The 15578-nt window shown below is 38.6% G+C and carries 12 protein-coding genes; 5 read left to right on the top strand and 7 right to left on the bottom strand.

Annotated features, from left to right (window positions below; all coding sequences use genetic code 11):
* Window positions 1–203 precede the first annotated feature (203 nt).
* From ACFIKG_RS00550 to ACFIKG_RS00530, 5 genes are all read right to left on the bottom strand, one after another.
* The gene (locus ACFIKG_RS00550; RefSeq protein WP_375625832.1) at window positions 204–1037 is read right to left on the bottom strand and encodes a heme ABC transporter ATP-binding protein; all 834 of its coding nucleotides are present in this window, start codon (window positions 1035–1037) and stop codon (window positions 204–206) included.
* The gene (locus ACFIKG_RS00545; RefSeq protein WP_375651554.1) at window positions 1034–2131 is read right to left on the bottom strand and encodes a FecCD family ABC transporter permease; all 1098 of its coding nucleotides are present in this window, start codon (window positions 2129–2131) and stop codon (window positions 1034–1036) included. Before ACFIKG_RS00545 ends, ACFIKG_RS00550 begins: the two co-directional genes overlap by 4 nt.
* Before the next feature lie 5 nt (window positions 2132–2136).
* Window positions 2137–3039, bottom strand: coding sequence for a hemin ABC transporter substrate-binding protein (locus ACFIKG_RS00540; RefSeq protein ID WP_375625048.1), 903 nt, complete (start codon window positions 3037–3039; stop codon window positions 2137–2139).
* A gap of 18 nt (window positions 3040–3057) precedes the next feature.
* A complete protein-coding gene (locus ACFIKG_RS00535; protein ID WP_375651553.1) occupies window positions 3058–4101 on the bottom strand; it encodes a hemin-degrading factor in 1044 nt (347 codons plus the stop codon).
* Between the two features lie 271 nt (window positions 4102–4372).
* Entirely contained in the window at window positions 4373–6553 is a 2181-nt protein-coding gene (locus tag ACFIKG_RS00530; protein ID WP_375651552.1) for a TonB-dependent hemoglobin/transferrin/lactoferrin family receptor, read from the bottom strand.
* Window positions 6554–6797: 244 nt separating this feature from the next.
* Between ACFIKG_RS00530 and ACFIKG_RS00525 the strand changes: the two genes are divergently transcribed.
* Window positions 6798–7580: a cell envelope integrity protein TolA gene (locus ACFIKG_RS00525; RefSeq protein WP_375625186.1), complete on the top strand. Its 783-nt coding sequence runs from the start codon at window positions 6798–6800 to the stop codon at window positions 7578–7580.
* Window positions 7581–7822: 242 nt separating this feature from the next.
* On the opposite strand, the gene ACFIKG_RS00520 is transcribed toward ACFIKG_RS00525, so the two are convergent.
* A complete protein-coding gene (locus ACFIKG_RS00520; protein WP_375625840.1) occupies window positions 7823–9913 on the bottom strand; it encodes a lytic transglycosylase domain-containing protein in 2091 nt (696 codons plus the stop codon).
* Window positions 9914–10164: 251 nt separating this feature from the next.
* Here ACFIKG_RS00520 and dapA point away from each other — a divergent pair, with 251 nt between their 5' ends.
* Window positions 10165–11049 (top strand): 4-hydroxy-tetrahydrodipicolinate synthase, encoded by an 885-nt coding sequence (gene dapA / locus ACFIKG_RS00515; RefSeq protein ID WP_375625842.1) that lies wholly within the window; start codon window positions 10165–10167, stop codon window positions 11047–11049.
* Window positions 11050–11067: 18 nt separating this feature from the next.
* Entirely contained in the window at window positions 11068–11544 is a 477-nt protein-coding gene (smpB, locus tag ACFIKG_RS00510) for an SsrA-binding protein SmpB (protein WP_012231306.1), read from the top strand.
* Window positions 11545–11593: 49 nt separating this feature from the next.
* Here smpB and ACFIKG_RS00505 read toward each other — a convergent pair whose 3' ends face one another.
* Window positions 11594–12262, bottom strand: coding sequence for a uracil-DNA glycosylase (locus tag ACFIKG_RS00505; protein ID WP_375625043.1), 669 nt, complete (start codon window positions 12260–12262; stop codon window positions 11594–11596).
* Window positions 12263–12817: 555 nt separating this feature from the next.
* Here ACFIKG_RS00505 and rpoZ point away from each other — a divergent pair.
* Complete coding sequence (rpoZ, locus tag ACFIKG_RS00500; RefSeq protein WP_375625042.1) at window positions 12818–13216, top strand: DNA-directed RNA polymerase subunit omega; 399 nt, start codon at window positions 12818–12820, stop codon at window positions 13214–13216.
* Between the two features lie 128 nt (window positions 13217–13344).
* Window positions 13345–15570 (top strand): RelA/SpoT family protein, encoded by a 2226-nt coding sequence (locus ACFIKG_RS00495; RefSeq protein ID WP_375625041.1) that lies wholly within the window; start codon window positions 13345–13347, stop codon window positions 15568–15570.
* Window positions 15571–15578: the final 8 nt, after the last annotated feature.

Below are 15578 nucleotides of genomic sequence, written 5' to 3'. Positions count from 1 at the left end.
TTATCTAACAGCTTGATAGCAAAACAAAATTTCGCATGTTTTTAGTTATGTAAAATCTTGAAAGATTTTAAACTAGTGGTTTTTTCTCAAAATATTTTTAGGGTGTTTGGTTTTCTTTTTTAAAATGACAGATGACAAAAAGAAGTTCATATAAAAATAAAAAAGATTCTTAAATATTTGCATGTTTTATTTTTCTATGGACTTTAGTTTTTAGATTGAAACCGATAGCTTAGAGATCTAATTTCATAGGAGGATGCCGTTTGAGGGAGTATAAATGGGATATCTTCTTTAGGTAATTCAGAAACGTTTAAAGAACAATGATAAACATCGCGGAGATTTTGTGTTGTCAAAACGTTAGTTGCATTTCCTTTGCAATAAATCTCTCCTTCCTTGAGCAAGATCATGTTATCTGCATAATGTGCTGCGAGATTGAGGTCATGAAGAACAGCAAGAACGCCGCCACCAGAATGGGCAAATTGTTTAGCAATATCCATAACGATGATTTGATGTTGAATATCGAGGCTAGCAATAGGTTCATCTAATATCATCCAGCGAGGAATCCCATTATGAACAGGTTTCCAGATTTGGCAAAGGACACGGGCAAGTTGTACTCTAGCTTGTTCTCCACCTGATAATTGGTGATAATACAGGTTGCCATAATCAGAAAGGTCAACGCACTCTAAAGCTTTTTGGATAAGATTTTGCATTTCGGCTTTGGTAATGGTAAATTGGTTTACAGAAAGGCCAAGCCCTACAACTTCATGGACTAAGAATGGAAATACGAGCGTTGTTGATTGTGGTAGCACAGCGCGCATTTTTGCCATTTCATGAGTTTTTGTTTGGCATACATTATAACCATTTAAGGTTATTTTTCCACTGTAAGGAATTTCACCACTCAGAGCTTTGATAAAAGTACTTTTCCCTGATCCATTAGGACCAATAATAATGGTAAAAGCACCACTTTTAGCTTGAAGATTAATGTGTTTAAGAATCTGCTTCTTTCCGCGCTGAACACAAATATTTGTCGCTTTAATCATGAAAAGTCTGTTCCTCGTTTGCATATAAGGATCCATAGAAAGAAAGGAGCACCAAAAAGCGCTGTTACAATCCCAATCGGCAATTCTGCGGGGGCAACAATTAAGCGTGCAAACGTATCAGCAAAAATAAGTAATGCTGCTCCCAAGAGAGCAGAGCAAGGAATGAGATAGCGATGATCAGGACCAATGAGTTGACGTAAAATATGAGGAACAATAATACCAATAAAACCAATACCACCACTGACAGCAACAGCACTACCACACATAAGGGCAACAAGGGGAATAGCAATATTTTTAACGCGTTGAATATGGAAACCAATATGGCCAGCAACAGCTTCTCCAAGAGCAAGGGCATTAAGTGCTCCTGATAAAAAGGGAGAGAAAAGAAGACCAATAACGATGAAAGGGAGAACGAGCCATACTTTCAACCATGTAGCGCCTGCAAGAGAGCCAAGACTCCAAAAAGTGATATCACGGAGTTGTTGGTCATTTGCGATAAAAATCAATGTTCCAACAACTGCACTGCTTAATGCACCAAGAGCAATACCAGCAAGCAGCATGGTTGCAATAGAGGTAAAGCTATTATGCGTTGCTATTATGTAGAGAATAATCGTTGATAAAAGTCCACCAAAAAAAGCACCTATGATAACTTTGTAAGGCTCTAGAAAAGGTGCAAATGAAACAGGAAAAGCAATACCGACAACAATTGCTAAGACTGCTCCAAGTCCAGCACCTGCTGATACACCTATAATTCCAGGATCTGCAAGAGGATTACGGAAAAGCCCTTGCATAAGAACACCGGAGACAGCTAAAGCTGCTCCAATTAACAATCCAAAGATAACACGGGGAAGCCTTATGTCGATAAGCACGAGGTAATCACGCGTTTTACTACTTACTGAAAAATCTTGTGTAAGCATCACATGGAGGAGATCAAGGAAAGAAACCTTTGCGGCACCATTCAAGAGCCCACCAAAAATACTGAAGGTAAGGAATATTATTAAGCTTAATAATAAAACCTTCCCCTGCTTTGAACGGTTTATTTTTTTACCTTCTTTTGTTTCAGGTAAATGCATCATGGATGTACCGTCTACCATTTTTATCAGCTCTTACCGTTTTGATTTGCACCATAAAGTATCTCAATAAGCTCTCTTGATGCGTCTGCAGTGCGTGGACCAAATCCTAAAAAATACATAGCATCCATCTGTTTTATGGCATGATTTTTTGCTGCTGTTGTTGCTTGAACTGCCGGTATGGCTAAAATCTTATCAATGCTAGTTGATCTTGCACCATGTTTTACAAGTAAGATAACATCAGGATCTGATTTCAATAACGCTTCGCCGTTGAGAAGTTTATATCCTTTATAATCGGTGATAGCATTGATAGCACCTGAAAGTTTTATCATACTATCAGCTGCAGTACCTGTTCCAGATGCCATGACGCGTCCATTTTGCACAGAGAAAACAAAAAGAACACGCTTTGGTGTTGTTACTTTCGCCAAAAGCGTATCGTTTTCTAAAAAATTACGCTTCAATTTTTCAATTAACGCAGCGGCTTGAACTTCCCGATGAATGGCTTGACCAACGAGGCGAATCTTTTCTATCACATTTTCACGGGAGTAGTCTTCTGGTATGATCACCAGAGGGATTGATGTTTTTTTGAGAATATCAATTGTTGAAGCGGGACCGCTTCCTTCAACAAGCAATATGCCCTCTGGGGCAAGTGATAAAACACCCTCCGGTGAAAGAGCACGCATATATCCAAGCACAGGAAGCTTGAGCGCTTCTTGCGGGTAGACGCTTGTACTATCACGGGCGACAAGCTGATCTTGGGCACCCAATGCATAGACAATTTCTGTAAGTGCTCCGCCGATAGAAACAATTCGAGCATTTTCAGGAAAACGGGTTGTGGGTTCAGCAATCACTTGTTTAGAAAAACAGGTAAGAGAGAGCAGTAAACATATAAGGAAAAGGTTTGATAACCTATGCAAAAGAGATATGAACATGTCTGACCTTACCTTATCTTAGTTACTGCTGTTTTCTTGGCACGATGGTAAACCATTCAATAAAGAGCGCCAATCTTCACGTTCTTTTTGGCCCTCCTTGCGTACGCCAAAGAATTGAATAATCATCTCATCATCTTTATCGAAAACTTCAAGTGAGTTGACATATCCATCAATTGTAGGTTTGCGAACACGCCATACCTTCTTGATTCCAGAAACGAGTAAATGGAGGTGAAACTTCTGATCGAGAACATTAAGCCAAGGTCCCATTTGCTTAATATTCTTTACTTGCCCAGTGAAAATTTGGATACATCCTTTATTTCCAACAAAACACATAATTGGTAACTCTTCTTGTGCAACTTGTTTGAGCATCATCTCAACAGCTTCTATTTTTAACTCATCGGCAAATTCATTTCCGGCATGTTTTACGGCATTATGTCGATTAATTTTCAGTTCAGAAATAATTCCATGAAGTTGATGCACATCAGTCATCTGTCGCCAACGATCTCGGAACTTTTCAACATCTAGCTTTGCCGTATCACATTGTACTGGAGTAGGAGCGGGAGAAATATCAAGTGCGGATGATTGATCGTCATGAAGCAACTTTTCAACAAGTGCAGCCCATTCTTCCATATTTGTTGCGTCTTGAGAATAGAGTTTGAAAATAGCAATGCCATATTGATCAAAAAATTGCAGACTTTTCATAGGTGTTCCGAGAATAGTCACGTCATGCTCGAAACCAAACTTCCACTGTTTTGAAAAAATACGCAAGTCAATTTCACCGAGTGTTATCGGAATATGCTGACTTTGAACAATCTTCTCAAAACATCCTGTTATTTCATGGACAGCATTTTCATTCCGTGTTAATGCCATGACTATTCCAAGTTTAGGAGCATTTTCCAAGAGAGTAGCGACATCAGCGCGTAGTTTTTTTGCTTTTCCAATTGTACAATAAGCCGCAATGAGTTCTGCTTCGGATATACCAATAGAGTCCGCGAAATCGCGGTTACGCATTTCTTTTTTTTCTTCACGCAAGTGAATAATCATTTCGGCTGTGTATGACATGGGCTTATCCTTATGTTACCTGTTTAAAGGTTAATTGTTTAATTTTAAAACTCAAAAACAGTGAGTTGAACCACTATCAACTAATGGTTCAACTCACCACCAAAAAAGCCCTTATTTTATCAACAATAGAACAATAAAAACCAATAAATTACAAAGAGTTAAAGCGCAAACCTCAAAATTCGTTGTTCAAAGAACAATGAGAACAGAAACGCAATAATTTATTTTTTATCGATATAACCTTTTTAATTGATCTAATGATTAACAAAAGTGACTAAAATTTTTGCACGAACGAAACTTTAAAGTTGCGACCAGGCTGACTATAATAATCCTTCGGTGTTGAGCCGTCATCGGAAGGAAGATCTGATACATTCCAATATTTTTGATTGAACAGATTATAAACACCAGCCCTTATAACAGGACCCTTTTCACCAAATGGCTTCAACCAACCTGACACATCAATAATATTATAACCTGGAATTTTTTGATAGTCCGATTCCTTAGCAACTTTATCACGTTTGGCAGATGAGGTAAGAACAACGTCTGCTCCCCAGATTTCTTTTGCATATCCGATCCCAACAATCGTTTTTAAAGCTGGAATTGAGTTAAGATATTCATCTTTATCAATATCTTTTCCTTGCGAATAGGCAAGAGCAAAATTGCTATGGAATCCACCATTAAGAGCCAAATGTATTTTTGCTTCAGCACCATAAATACGCACATTTGCACGATTTATATAATGGCGACGTGCTAATGGGAATTCCTCTGATGGACCTTTATCCATAGTATCTATGAAGTCCTTGTATTGATTGAAAAAGGCACTGACTGAACCACCCAAATTTCTATTTCCATACCTTATACCAACATCATACCCATTGCTCGTTTCTGCTTTAAGATCAGGGTTGCCCTTCGAGTAATAAGCAGAGGGTTTTATATAAGAGACGTAAAGTTCTGCAATACGCGGTGCACGAAAAGCCTGTGCCCATTGGGCATAAAGCGTTACTTGATCACGAACATCCCACTCCACACGTAATTTGGGAGAAAAACGTGAACCATTTCTTTCTGGAGGAAATTTGTCAGAAAGTAGAGCTTTCTCATAAGAAGACGTTTTCTGAGGGACATACTTATACCAATCATAACGAATTCCAGGTGTGATACGGAAATGGTTATCGGCAAGGCCAATTTCATCTTCGAAAACAAAACCCAAATTATAGCCATTTGTATCTGGTGAATCTGACCGATTAGCGGGCACAAAGAGGCATCCCCGTGCATTTTCCGGCAAGTGACAATTATCTTTCCCGAACAAATAATGATGAAACTTAGATGACAAGACATTAGCGGCAAGCTTTAACGTATGGTCTACAGTGCCAATATGAACCTTCTTGAGAGCATCAGCATTGAAACCATAATTGGTATTACGCAAAAAATTATCTCTCAAAAAATCCCCTTTGGGTGCCCGAACACGAAATGAAGTCATAATATCATGACTTGACTGTCTTTGCCAATAAATCTGTCCACGAAACGCATCAAAAAGTGCATCTTCATTGCCGTTATAGTCATAAGAAAGAGAAAGGCGTTCACGGAGTTTGTCGTCCTTGTCATAAACGGAACCACGGGCATAATATCTTTCAGAAGCATTCAATGAATGTGTATCAACATTGTGACCAAAACGTTCTGCTGTAAAACCAAGTCGGTGATTGTCATCAAGGTATTGGTGAATTTTAAAGAGCAAATTATTTTGGTCAAAATGAGCCGGGTTTTTACGTGTGCGCTCTCCATAACCTTCTAGGGTTCCCATATTTTTGCGCTCATGACCTTCCGCATAAGAACCTTGGAAAAGCAAAAACGTTTGTTGAGCACGCATTGCAACAGCTTGATCTACGTGCCAACTATTATCAACAGAATGATAACCACTTCTTATAAGACCACCCCAATTTTTTCCTTCTGTGATAAGATCTTCAGGATCAAGGGTACGCAACGCAACAACTCCTCCCAGTGCACCAGATCCATAAAGACTAGAATCCGGTCCCTGAATAACATCAAGTGTGGAAAGCGCACTAAAGTCAAACATTGTGTTACCACTGTTATTACGCAATATATCATTGAACCACGGAAGAACAATACCATCCACTGTTGTGAGAACACGGTTTGCTTCTAAACCACGAATGACAAAACTGTTATTACTTGGGCTATACCCCACGGTTGGATAAAGACGACTAATATCATAGGCATCAGTTATTTGTTTCTCACGAATATCCTTCGCGGTTTTCCGATCTGTCAGAATAGTGACCGAATCCAAGGCCGTCCCTATTTTTTTCTCTTCAATAACAATTGGTTTGAGTTCAGTGACAGCGCCTCCATCTTTATTTCGTGCAAAAACAAATGAAGGTATACAGACCGATAATGCACTTAAAATCACACAGCTTTTATAGATATTTTTTCGTCTTATTTGCATAACACATCACAACCTTTTTAAACATCCCCTCTCTGTTTTGAAATTTTATTTACATACAAAAAGGCTGGACCCGCTGATTAAAACTTGCCAGCCAAGCAGAAGTGATTTTGCCAACAAGACAAAACCACTAGAAAACCATATTAAACATGATAAAATCAGTCAAGAAAAAAGTTGCAATTTCAAAATAGCCTGTTTTAATGAGATTTACACCAATATTAAGCTTAAAATAGCGGCAGAAGAAACGATGAATTTTGAAAATACGACGCAATTATTAACTCTTTGGATTGGTGCATTTGTTGGAGCTTTATTTTTGCATGTATTATTGGGAGCGCAGTTTTATTTTCAAAGTACGGGTGTAAGTAATAGCTTGCTCTCGTCGGAGATTATGCTGACTTTTGTGCAAGAAACTATCTATCCGGATGTTGATACAGATTTGTCAGATATTCATACAGAGTCGGATATTAATTCGGATATTAATACAGAGCCAAAAGTATTACAGTCTGATCTTTTAGAGAAGGAGTCAGAGGAATTAGAATCCGTGGATGAAGTTCAATCGGAAGAGCCTCAGCATATGGTAGAACAAGATGACTTAAAGTCTTTGGAAGAACCCCTTCCTCAAAAAGTGGAGCATAAAGCGTTTATCAAAAAAACAATACCGATGCCAAAAGCTGTAGTAAAGCGCTCCAATGCAAAGGCGGTACGTTCTTCTTCCACCAACAAGGGCGTCAGTACAGCAGGGCTTGAAGATATGTTGTTAATGGAGTGGTTAGCAAAGGTACAGTCACAATTAGAAAGGCAAAAAAATTATATTGTGGGACAGCGTACCAGTCGTGCAAAAGGAACGGTGAAGTTAGAATTTATGGTGCATAAGCAGGGGAGTATTTTTTCTAGTCGTGTAGCAGTCTCTGCTGGTAATCCGGAACTTGATCGATTAGCGATGGCGGCACTTCAACGCGTTGGTTCTTTTCCACCCCCCCCCCCATCAAAAGTGAATAAAATAATCAGAGTATCCTTGATATTTAGCTGATTTTTTATATGGGGCGCTTTTCTTATAATATATTGATTTAGAATGATAATTCATCATTTTGTATTTGAAATAAAAGATCCTAATAGCATAGGGTTTTCTCATTTTGAATTTATTGATACTGAATCAATTAAAATTACTTGCGTATACATCATAAGCAGGTTGGTATGTGGGTGCTATTTAAAAAGGAATAAAAACACGTCTTATGAACGCTTTCAAAGTACTATTTGGGAAGTTAAGGCATATTATTTCCGTCGACCAGAAAGCAGGTCGGTTTTTATATCTATTTTCCCAGTGAGTCTTGCTTTGTAGACACCATAATTTTCCATGACACGCATCACGTAATTACGTGTTTCTGTATAAGGAATACGCTCAATCCAATCAATGACGTTATCGAGAGATTGTCCTCGAGGATCGCCATAACGTTTTATCCATTCATTGACACGACGGGGACCCGCATTATAGCCAATAAGAGTTAGTATATAGGATCCATTAAAACGTTCCAATTGTTCATTAAGAAAATGGGCACCTAATGTTGCATTATAATGAGCATCACTGCTAAATTTTTTAGGAGACCATGCAATTGAGTGTTTTTTTGCCAATGCTTTTGCTGTTGTAGGAAGCAATTGGAGTATACCTTGTGCACCTGCTTTTGATATGGCTGTTGGATTAAATTCGCTTTCTTGGCGTGCAATGGCATAGATAAGCGATTTTTCTTCTACAGAAATATTAGTAGAAGCTGGTATAGCTCCCAGAGGATGAGAGAGTGCACCGACATTTTTTCCCTGAAAAACAGCCATTTTTCCAATTTTGAGACTGGTATAATAGTCTCCGTTTTTTTCTGCCATAACAGCCAGAAGGGCTAATTCGCCGGGACTTTCTATTTTTTTTCCGAGCTCTCTATAAAAAATTTTAGCAAAATCAGCATAGCCGGCTGCTTCAAGACGTTGAATTGCTTTGATCGCTTTTCGTGCACTAAAATGTTGTCGCTCAGCGGTTGTTGGTTTGGGAAAGGAAACTTTAAGCTTTTTTTGGTTGAGTCGTGCAGCGGCTAATTGACCATAGTAAGTTGCACCAAAATGAGCTGCGCGATGAAAGTATTGCTGGGCATTTTTATGTTCTTCTAGCGTTTCTGCTGTTCGTCCCATCCAGTAATATCCACGTGATGCAGAAAAAGGTAAAGAAGAGAGTTGAGGAATACGTGAAAAATGCTGCATTGCCAATTTAGGGTTATGAAGAAACCGTAGTGCGTACCATCCTGCATGAAACTCAGCATCGATAGCTAATGCAGATGTTATACCAGTGTGCATTGCAACGAGTTGATAAGCAATTTTTGGTTTGTTTAAATCGAGCATTTCACGAGAAAGGGCGCGTTGTTCTTTCCATAATGAATGAGGGTTCATAAGGTGGAATGCATCTTTTGATGTTTTCATCATGAGTGCTGCAGCTGCATTATATTGCTCTGTTCGTCGAAGATGGCGTATTCGAGCAAACTGAAAAAGAGGATCTTTTTGCCATGATCTTTCTACAGCTTTTAATTTTTGTGTAGCTCTAGGATCATTTTTTTCAACGGCCACAAAAGCATCAAAAAGAGATTGAGCATGGGCTAATTTTGCAACGCGTGCTGCTGAATCAAAACGATATGCATACAGCATAAACTGCATGCGTTTCAGATGATCAATAGGTTTTAATGCAGCGCTTGCATTTTTAAGAACAAATATTTCTTCTTTTGCATTAAGCTGTGTTTTATGCCACCATGGCGCAATAACGTGTCGAGCACGAGTGGTTTGTCCCGTTGCAATAAGTGCTTTAGCGAAGAGAGCCATTCCTTGCGCTGTTTGGGGCGGGTGATGAGAAAATTTTTGGATGATTGCGCGTGTGAGGTTGGTTTCGTTAAGAAAAGCACGTTCAGCATTGCGTTGCATCGTTTCTATACCGGGCCATCCTTTTAGCATGTTGATTGCATTAAATATTTCAGAACTTGGTATATCAGCTTGGTTTGATATCCCCAGCGCCCATGTCAAAATATGACGATCAAGGCTATGTTTTTCCATTGAATTACGAAGATTTATTGTTTTTGCAATATTGTTGTTTGCTAGTGCATCTAGCCCAGCTTTCAGTTTCTGAAGTGTAGCAGTATTGTGTAATGTCGTGTGTATCTGTTGAAGAGGCTCTAGAGCTTCTTTTTCGGTAAAGGGAGTAGGGCGCACCAAAGGGATTGGCGCTTTCCCGTGCAAAAGGGGTGTTTGCGCGGATGCACTTGAAAATAAAATTCTTATTGCCAGTATAAGTGCAGTAAAGGTTGATACGAAAAGAGAGGTGGAAAATACACGCATAGAGAAAAGACCTTGAGACCTTGCTTTTTGTAAAAACTTAAGGATTTATAGAACACAAGCATGAAAAACGCGTTAATATAGACGGCTTATTTTAAAAAAATGTGCAACATTTAAGGAGGAATATTTTTATCTTAAGAGGGCTTTTTTTGAAATTCATCTTGCTTCAATGATAGAGCAAGATTATGCTCTATTTAAAATTTATAAAAGGCGATTATTAAAAAAATAAAAGCGAACATTATAGGGAGTTTATCATGCTCAAGGGAGCTATAACTGCGCTTATTACACCGTTTGATAATAAGGGCGCAATTGATGAGAAGGCGTTTTGTGATTTTATTGAATGGCAGATCACACAAGGGATTAACGGTGTAAGCCCAGTTGGGACAACCGGTGAATCAGCAACGTTAAGTCATGAAGAACATAAGCGGATTATAGAATTGTGTGTTGAGCAGGTCGCAAAGCGTGTTCCTGTTGTTGCTGGAGCGGGATCAAATAGCACAAGTGAGGCTGTAGAGCTTGCACAATACGCGCAAAAAGCTGGTGCAGATGCAGTTTTGGTTGTCACTCCCTATTATAATAGACCAAATCAATCTGGTTTATACAAACATTTTTCTTCCATTGCCAAAGCTGTTTCTATTCCGATTATAATTTATAATATTCCTGGTCGTTCTGTTATCGATATGGCTGTGGAAACGATGAAAGACCTTTATCAAGATTTTAAAAATATCATTGGTGTAAAAGATGCAACGAGCAGAATTGAACGCGTTAGTGAACAACGTGAAAAGTGTGGGAAGGATTTTGTACAGCTTTCCGGTGATGATTGTACAGCGTTAGGTTTTAATGCACATGGAGGTATGGGGTGTATTTCAGTTTCCTCCAATGTTGCTCCAAAGCTGTGTGCAGAGCTTCAAGATGCTTGTTTTCGTGGTGATTATAAAACAGCACGAGAATTAAATGATCGCTTGATGCCTCTTAATCGTGCTGTGTTTATTGAGCCTAGTCCAGCGGGTATTAAATATGCTGCTGCAAAATTAGGATTTTGTGGTGATACTGTGCGTTCTCCGATTGTTCCGTTAACAGAAAGAACAAAGAAGATTATTGATGCAGCCCTCAGTCATGCTGGTATTTTAAAAGCATAAAATGATATTGACAAAGCCATGAATAAAAAAAAGAACGCGCCCGTACGGAAAATAATTGCTGACAATCGTAAAGCACGTTTTAATTTTGAAATCCTTAATAATCTCGAGGCCGGTCTTGTCCTTCAGGGAGCGGAAGTAAAGTCCTTACGTTCTAATCATGCCAATATTGCTGAAAGCTATGCGAGTTTTGAGAATGGGGAATTATGGTTAGTAAACAGCTATATTCCTGAATATACGCAGGCTAATCGTTTTAATCATGAACCGCGACGTTTGCGCAAGTTATTGCTTTCAAAACGTGAGATGGCACGTTTTTTTAATGCAACGTCTCGTGAAGGAATGACACTTGTTCCTCTTAAACTTTATTTTAATGAACGTGGGCGCGTTAAGTTGGAGATTGCTCTAGCGCGGGGGAAAAAACTTCATGATAAGCGAGAAACAGAAAAAAAACGCGATTGGGGACGTGAAAAAGCAAGACTTTTAAAAAGATATGGATGACGAATGCGATCTAGGTATCCTTTATTTATAGCGCTGGTTTAAAACAGTTTTAGCATTGATCTAAGTATGTTTTTGCTGCTTGAAAAATTTGGTGAAACATGGCGTCTGTCAAGCGTCCAGTATTTGTATTATAACGAGAACAGTGATAGCTTGAAAAGATGCGTAATCTGCCGATGTTATTGATTTCGCCGTGTCCAAAAGGGTGAGCTAAAACTTTTGCATTAAGGGCACGTATCGTTGAATGGTGTGCAATGGTTCCTAAGGTAATAACGGCTTTAAGTTTGGGAAGATTTGTTAAAAGAGGTGAGAAGAAATAGCGGCACGTGTTAATTTCTGCACCGGTGGGTTTATTTTCTGGTGGAACACAACGAACAGAGTTAACGATTGCTGCATCAATCAGTTCAAGAGTATCATCTGCTCTTTCTTCGAAGGTTCCTTGGGCAAAACCAAATTTTTTTAAAGTTGAATAAAGTAAGTGCCCAGCATAATCACCAGTGAACGGACGTCCAGTTCGATTTGCTCCACGTAATCCAGGAGCAAGTCCAACAATAAGAAGGCGCGTTGTGTCTGCTCCTTTATAAGGAAAGAAGGGGCGCACCGGTGCGTTATACCAACTTGGTTCTTTTACACGCCAGTCAGCGATAAACTGATGGAGCCTAGGACATAAATTGCAATTTTTGGGTGGTTCTGGGAAAAGTGATGTTAATTGGTTATTCATGGTGTTAGGCATCAATCGTTTTTTCTATTTTTTTGAGTCTTTTATAGCGTATATGACGGGTTATGTTTTGAGAAACAATCTATAATGAATATAAATAAAATTTAATATAAACTTATTGCTAATTATTGTGTAAAGAGAGGTAATCTTTCAGTAATTCATTCGATGAATAAGAGCGTAATACACATGATGTTCAAAGAAAAAATCTCTCTCTTTAAGATAAAATATTATCATAAAAAGTATGTATAAGGCTGCTGTTATTGCAAAGGATTTTCAACAGCTGGTATTCCTTTTAAAAGGACGAAGACCCCAGACAAGTATTTTGTCAAGAAAGACCGTCCTTTGTTTGAAGTCAATTTATTGGAATGCTTTTAAGAGAAGCTTTGATAATGAGCGTAAATAGGTTATACATTTTATAAATTTTCCAAGAATTTTCTTAAATAAGTTCTTTAATCAAAAAATATAAAAGTTTGAGTTGTTTTTCTTGTGTTTTATTTTGATTATTGTATATACTTCTCTATCCGCTATTAAATTTTTTTATTTGAGAAAGAGGCATAAATGGCCCGCGTAACGGTAGAAGATTGTATTGATAAAGTTGATAACCGCTTTGAATTGGTACTTTTAGCAGGTCATCGGGCGCGTCAGATTTCACAAGGAGCGCAGATTACGGTTGATCGTGATAATGATAAAAATCCAGTTGTTGCTTTGCGTGAAATAGCAGAAGAAACATTGTCGCCTGCTGATTTAAAGGAAGACCTTATTCATTCGCTGCAAAAGCATGTGGAAGTAGATGAGCCAGAAATGGCAAGTGAATTTATTACCCATTCAGGTGAAGCTGAAAGTGCTTTTAATACGTCGTCGCAAGAAGAAGGTACTTCATTTGATCATATGTCAGAAGAAGAGCTTTTAGCGGGTATTGAAGGTTTGGTTGTTCCAGAAAAAAGTGACGATTATTAATTGCAGCAATTTATGTTACAGGAGTAAAGATACCTTGTCATGTGAGGAGCAATTATTTTTCTTGTCTTTTATTGATAGGACGTGTTCAATAAAGATTAGGGGTGTGAAAAGATAAAGGATATGCTCGTATGATGCGTCAGTGTGAGCTTGTTGGACGTGTTCAACGTTACAAGTCTGACGTAGATGAGGCTCTTTTAAACAGGGCCTATGATTATGCAATGAGAAAGCATGCACATCAAAAGCGTGCGTCAGGTGATCTTTATTTTTCTCATCCTTTAGAAGTTGCTGCTATTTTGACGGATATGCGGTTGGACGAGGCAACGATTGCTGTTGCTCTTTTGCATGATACAATTGAAGATACAAGCGCTACACGAGCAGAAATTGATCAGCTTTTTGGTTCTGAAATTGGGAAGTTGGTTGAAGGACTTACAAAGCTTAATAAGCTTGATCTTGTATCAAAGAAAGCTGTACAGGCAGAAAATCTTCGTAAACTTCTTATTGCTATTTCTGATGATGTTCGCGTTCTTTTAGTCAAACTCGCTGACCGCCTTCATAATATGCGTACCCTTGGTGTTATGCGTGATGATAAACGTCGGCGAATTGCTGAGGAGACGATGGATATTTATGCGCCACTTGCAGGTCGTATGGGTATGCAGGATATGCGCGAGGAATTAGAGGATCTCTCTTTCTTTTATTTAAATCCAGAAGGTTATCGTACGATTACTAATCGACTTTCTGAATTATTGAAACACAACCGTGATTTGCTTTCCACAATTGAAAATGAATTGACAAAGCTTTTTTTCGAGCACGGCATTAAAGCAGATGTTAAAAGCCGTCAGAAAAAATCTTATTCAGTCTTTCGCAAAATGGAAAGTAAAGCATTATCTTTTGAACAGTTATCGGATATTTTTGGTTTTCGTGTGATTGTTGAGTCCGTGAATGATTGTTATCGTGCTCTTGGTGTCATTCATACGACATGGCCAATGGTTCCTGGTCGTTTTAAAGATTATATCTCTATACCAAAGCAAAATGATTATCGTTCCATTCATACAACGATTGTGGGACCATCGCGACAACGTGTTGAATTGCAGATTAGAACTGCTGCTATGGATGAAATTGCTGAATATGGCGTTGCGGCACATTCCATTTATAAAGAGCAAGGTTCTAATTATTCGGCTTCGAGGTTATCAAATGAAACAAATGCGTATGCATGGTTGCGTCAAACGATTCAATCTTTGTCAGATGGAGATAATCCGGAAGAATTTTTAGAACACACAAAGCTTGAGCTTTTTCAAGATCAAGTTTTTTGTTTTACGCCGAAAGGTCGATTAATTGCTTTTCCTAAAGGAGCTACTCCTATTGATTTTGCTTATGCCGTCCATACCGATATTGGTGATTCTTGTGTGGGTGTGAAAATCAATGGTCGTATTATGCCTTTAATGACCAAATTAAAAAATGGTGATGAGGTTGATATTATTCGTTCACATGCTCAAATTCCGCCGGCTGCATGGGAATTTCTTGTTGTCACAGGTAAAGCACGTTCAGCTATTCGACGAGCAAGTCGTGCTGCGGTACGTAAACAATATTCGGGTTTAGGATATCGTATTCTCGAGCGTTCATTTGAATATATGGGAAAACAATTTTCAAAAGACGTTTTGAAGAAAGTTTTGCCACGTTTAGCACGTAAAGATGTAGAGGATGTATTGGCTGCTGTTGGGCGTGGGGAGCTGTTTTCCGCTGATGTGATTAAAGCGGTTTATCCTGATTATCAAGATCACCGTGTAGTACAAAAGTCATCTTTTAAGCCTGGGGAAGAAGGTTGGTTTAATATTGAGAATGCTCAAGGTATGATTTTTAAAGTTCCAGAAAATGAAAAGAATGAAATGTTCGAGAATCATCAATCTAAAGCATTGCCTATTAGAGGAACCCGTGGAGATATACCCGTACGTTTTTCACCGGAAGGAGCAGTGCCTGGAGATCGGATTGTTGGTATTATGCAGCCTGGGGCTGGGATCATTATTTATCCAATACAGTCTTCAGCTTTGATGGCATATGATGATCAGCCAGAACGATGGATTGATGTCCGCTGGGATATTGATGCCCAAATGAATGAACGTTTTCCTGCACGGATAAACATTTTGGTTGTAAATAGTCCTGGTTCTTTGGCTGAAATTACACAAATAATTTCTGCTAACGATGCCAATATCCAAAATTTATCTTTTATCCGTACAGCACCAGATTTTACAGAAATTATGATTGATTTGGAAGTGTGGGATTTAAAACATTTGAATCGTATTTTTTCTCAGTTAAAAGAGGCGGGTTCAGTAAGTACAGTACGGCGGGTTCATGGATAAAAAGAAAG

Origin of the sequence: Bartonella sp. LB28NMGDW (assembly GCF_042194435.1) — a bacterium.
Classification (GTDB): domain Bacteria; phylum Pseudomonadota; class Alphaproteobacteria; order Rhizobiales; family Rhizobiaceae; genus Bartonella; species Bartonella grahamii.
Note: the sequence above shows the minus strand (reverse complement) of the source record. Positions and strands in the feature narration are given on the sequence as shown.

Excerpts from the sequence above, each read along its gene's own strand:
- ACFIKG_RS00520 (WP_375625840.1), bottom strand. The coding sequence starts at position 9,913 with ATGCGTGTATTTTCCACCTCTCTTTTCGTATCAACCTTTACTGCACTT.
- ACFIKG_RS00525 (WP_375625186.1), top strand. The coding sequence starts at position 6,798 with ATGAATTTTGAAAATACGACGCAATTATTAACTCTTTGGATTGGTGCA.
- smpB (WP_012231306.1), top strand. The coding sequence starts at position 11,068 with ATGAATAAAAAAAAGAACGCGCCCGTACGGAAAATAATTGCTGACAAT.
- ACFIKG_RS00505 (WP_375625043.1), bottom strand. The coding sequence starts at position 12,262 with ATGAATAACCAATTAACATCACTTTTCCCAGAACCACCCAAAAATTGC.
- rpoZ (WP_375625042.1), top strand. The coding sequence starts at position 12,818 with ATGGCCCGCGTAACGGTAGAAGATTGTATTGATAAAGTTGATAACCGC.
- ACFIKG_RS00535 (WP_375651553.1), bottom strand. The coding sequence starts at position 4,101 with ATGTCATACACAGCCGAAATGATTATTCACTTGCGTGAAGAAAAAAAA.
- ACFIKG_RS00550 (WP_375625832.1), bottom strand. The coding sequence starts at position 1,037 with ATGATTAAAGCGACAAATATTTGTGTTCAGCGCGGAAAGAAGCAGATT.
- dapA (WP_375625842.1), top strand. The coding sequence starts at position 10,165 with ATGCTCAAGGGAGCTATAACTGCGCTTATTACACCGTTTGATAATAAG.
- ACFIKG_RS00530 (WP_375651552.1), bottom strand. The coding sequence starts at position 6,553 with ATGCAAATAAGACGAAAAAATATCTATAAAAGCTGTGTGATTTTAAGT.
- ACFIKG_RS00495 (WP_375625041.1), top strand. The coding sequence starts at position 13,345 with ATGATGCGTCAGTGTGAGCTTGTTGGACGTGTTCAACGTTACAAGTCT.
- ACFIKG_RS00540 (WP_375625048.1), bottom strand. The coding sequence starts at position 3,039 with ATGTTCATATCTCTTTTGCATAGGTTATCAAACCTTTTCCTTATATGT.
- ACFIKG_RS00545 (WP_375651554.1), bottom strand. The coding sequence starts at position 2,131 with ATGGTAGACGGTACATCCATGATGCATTTACCTGAAACAAAAGAAGGT.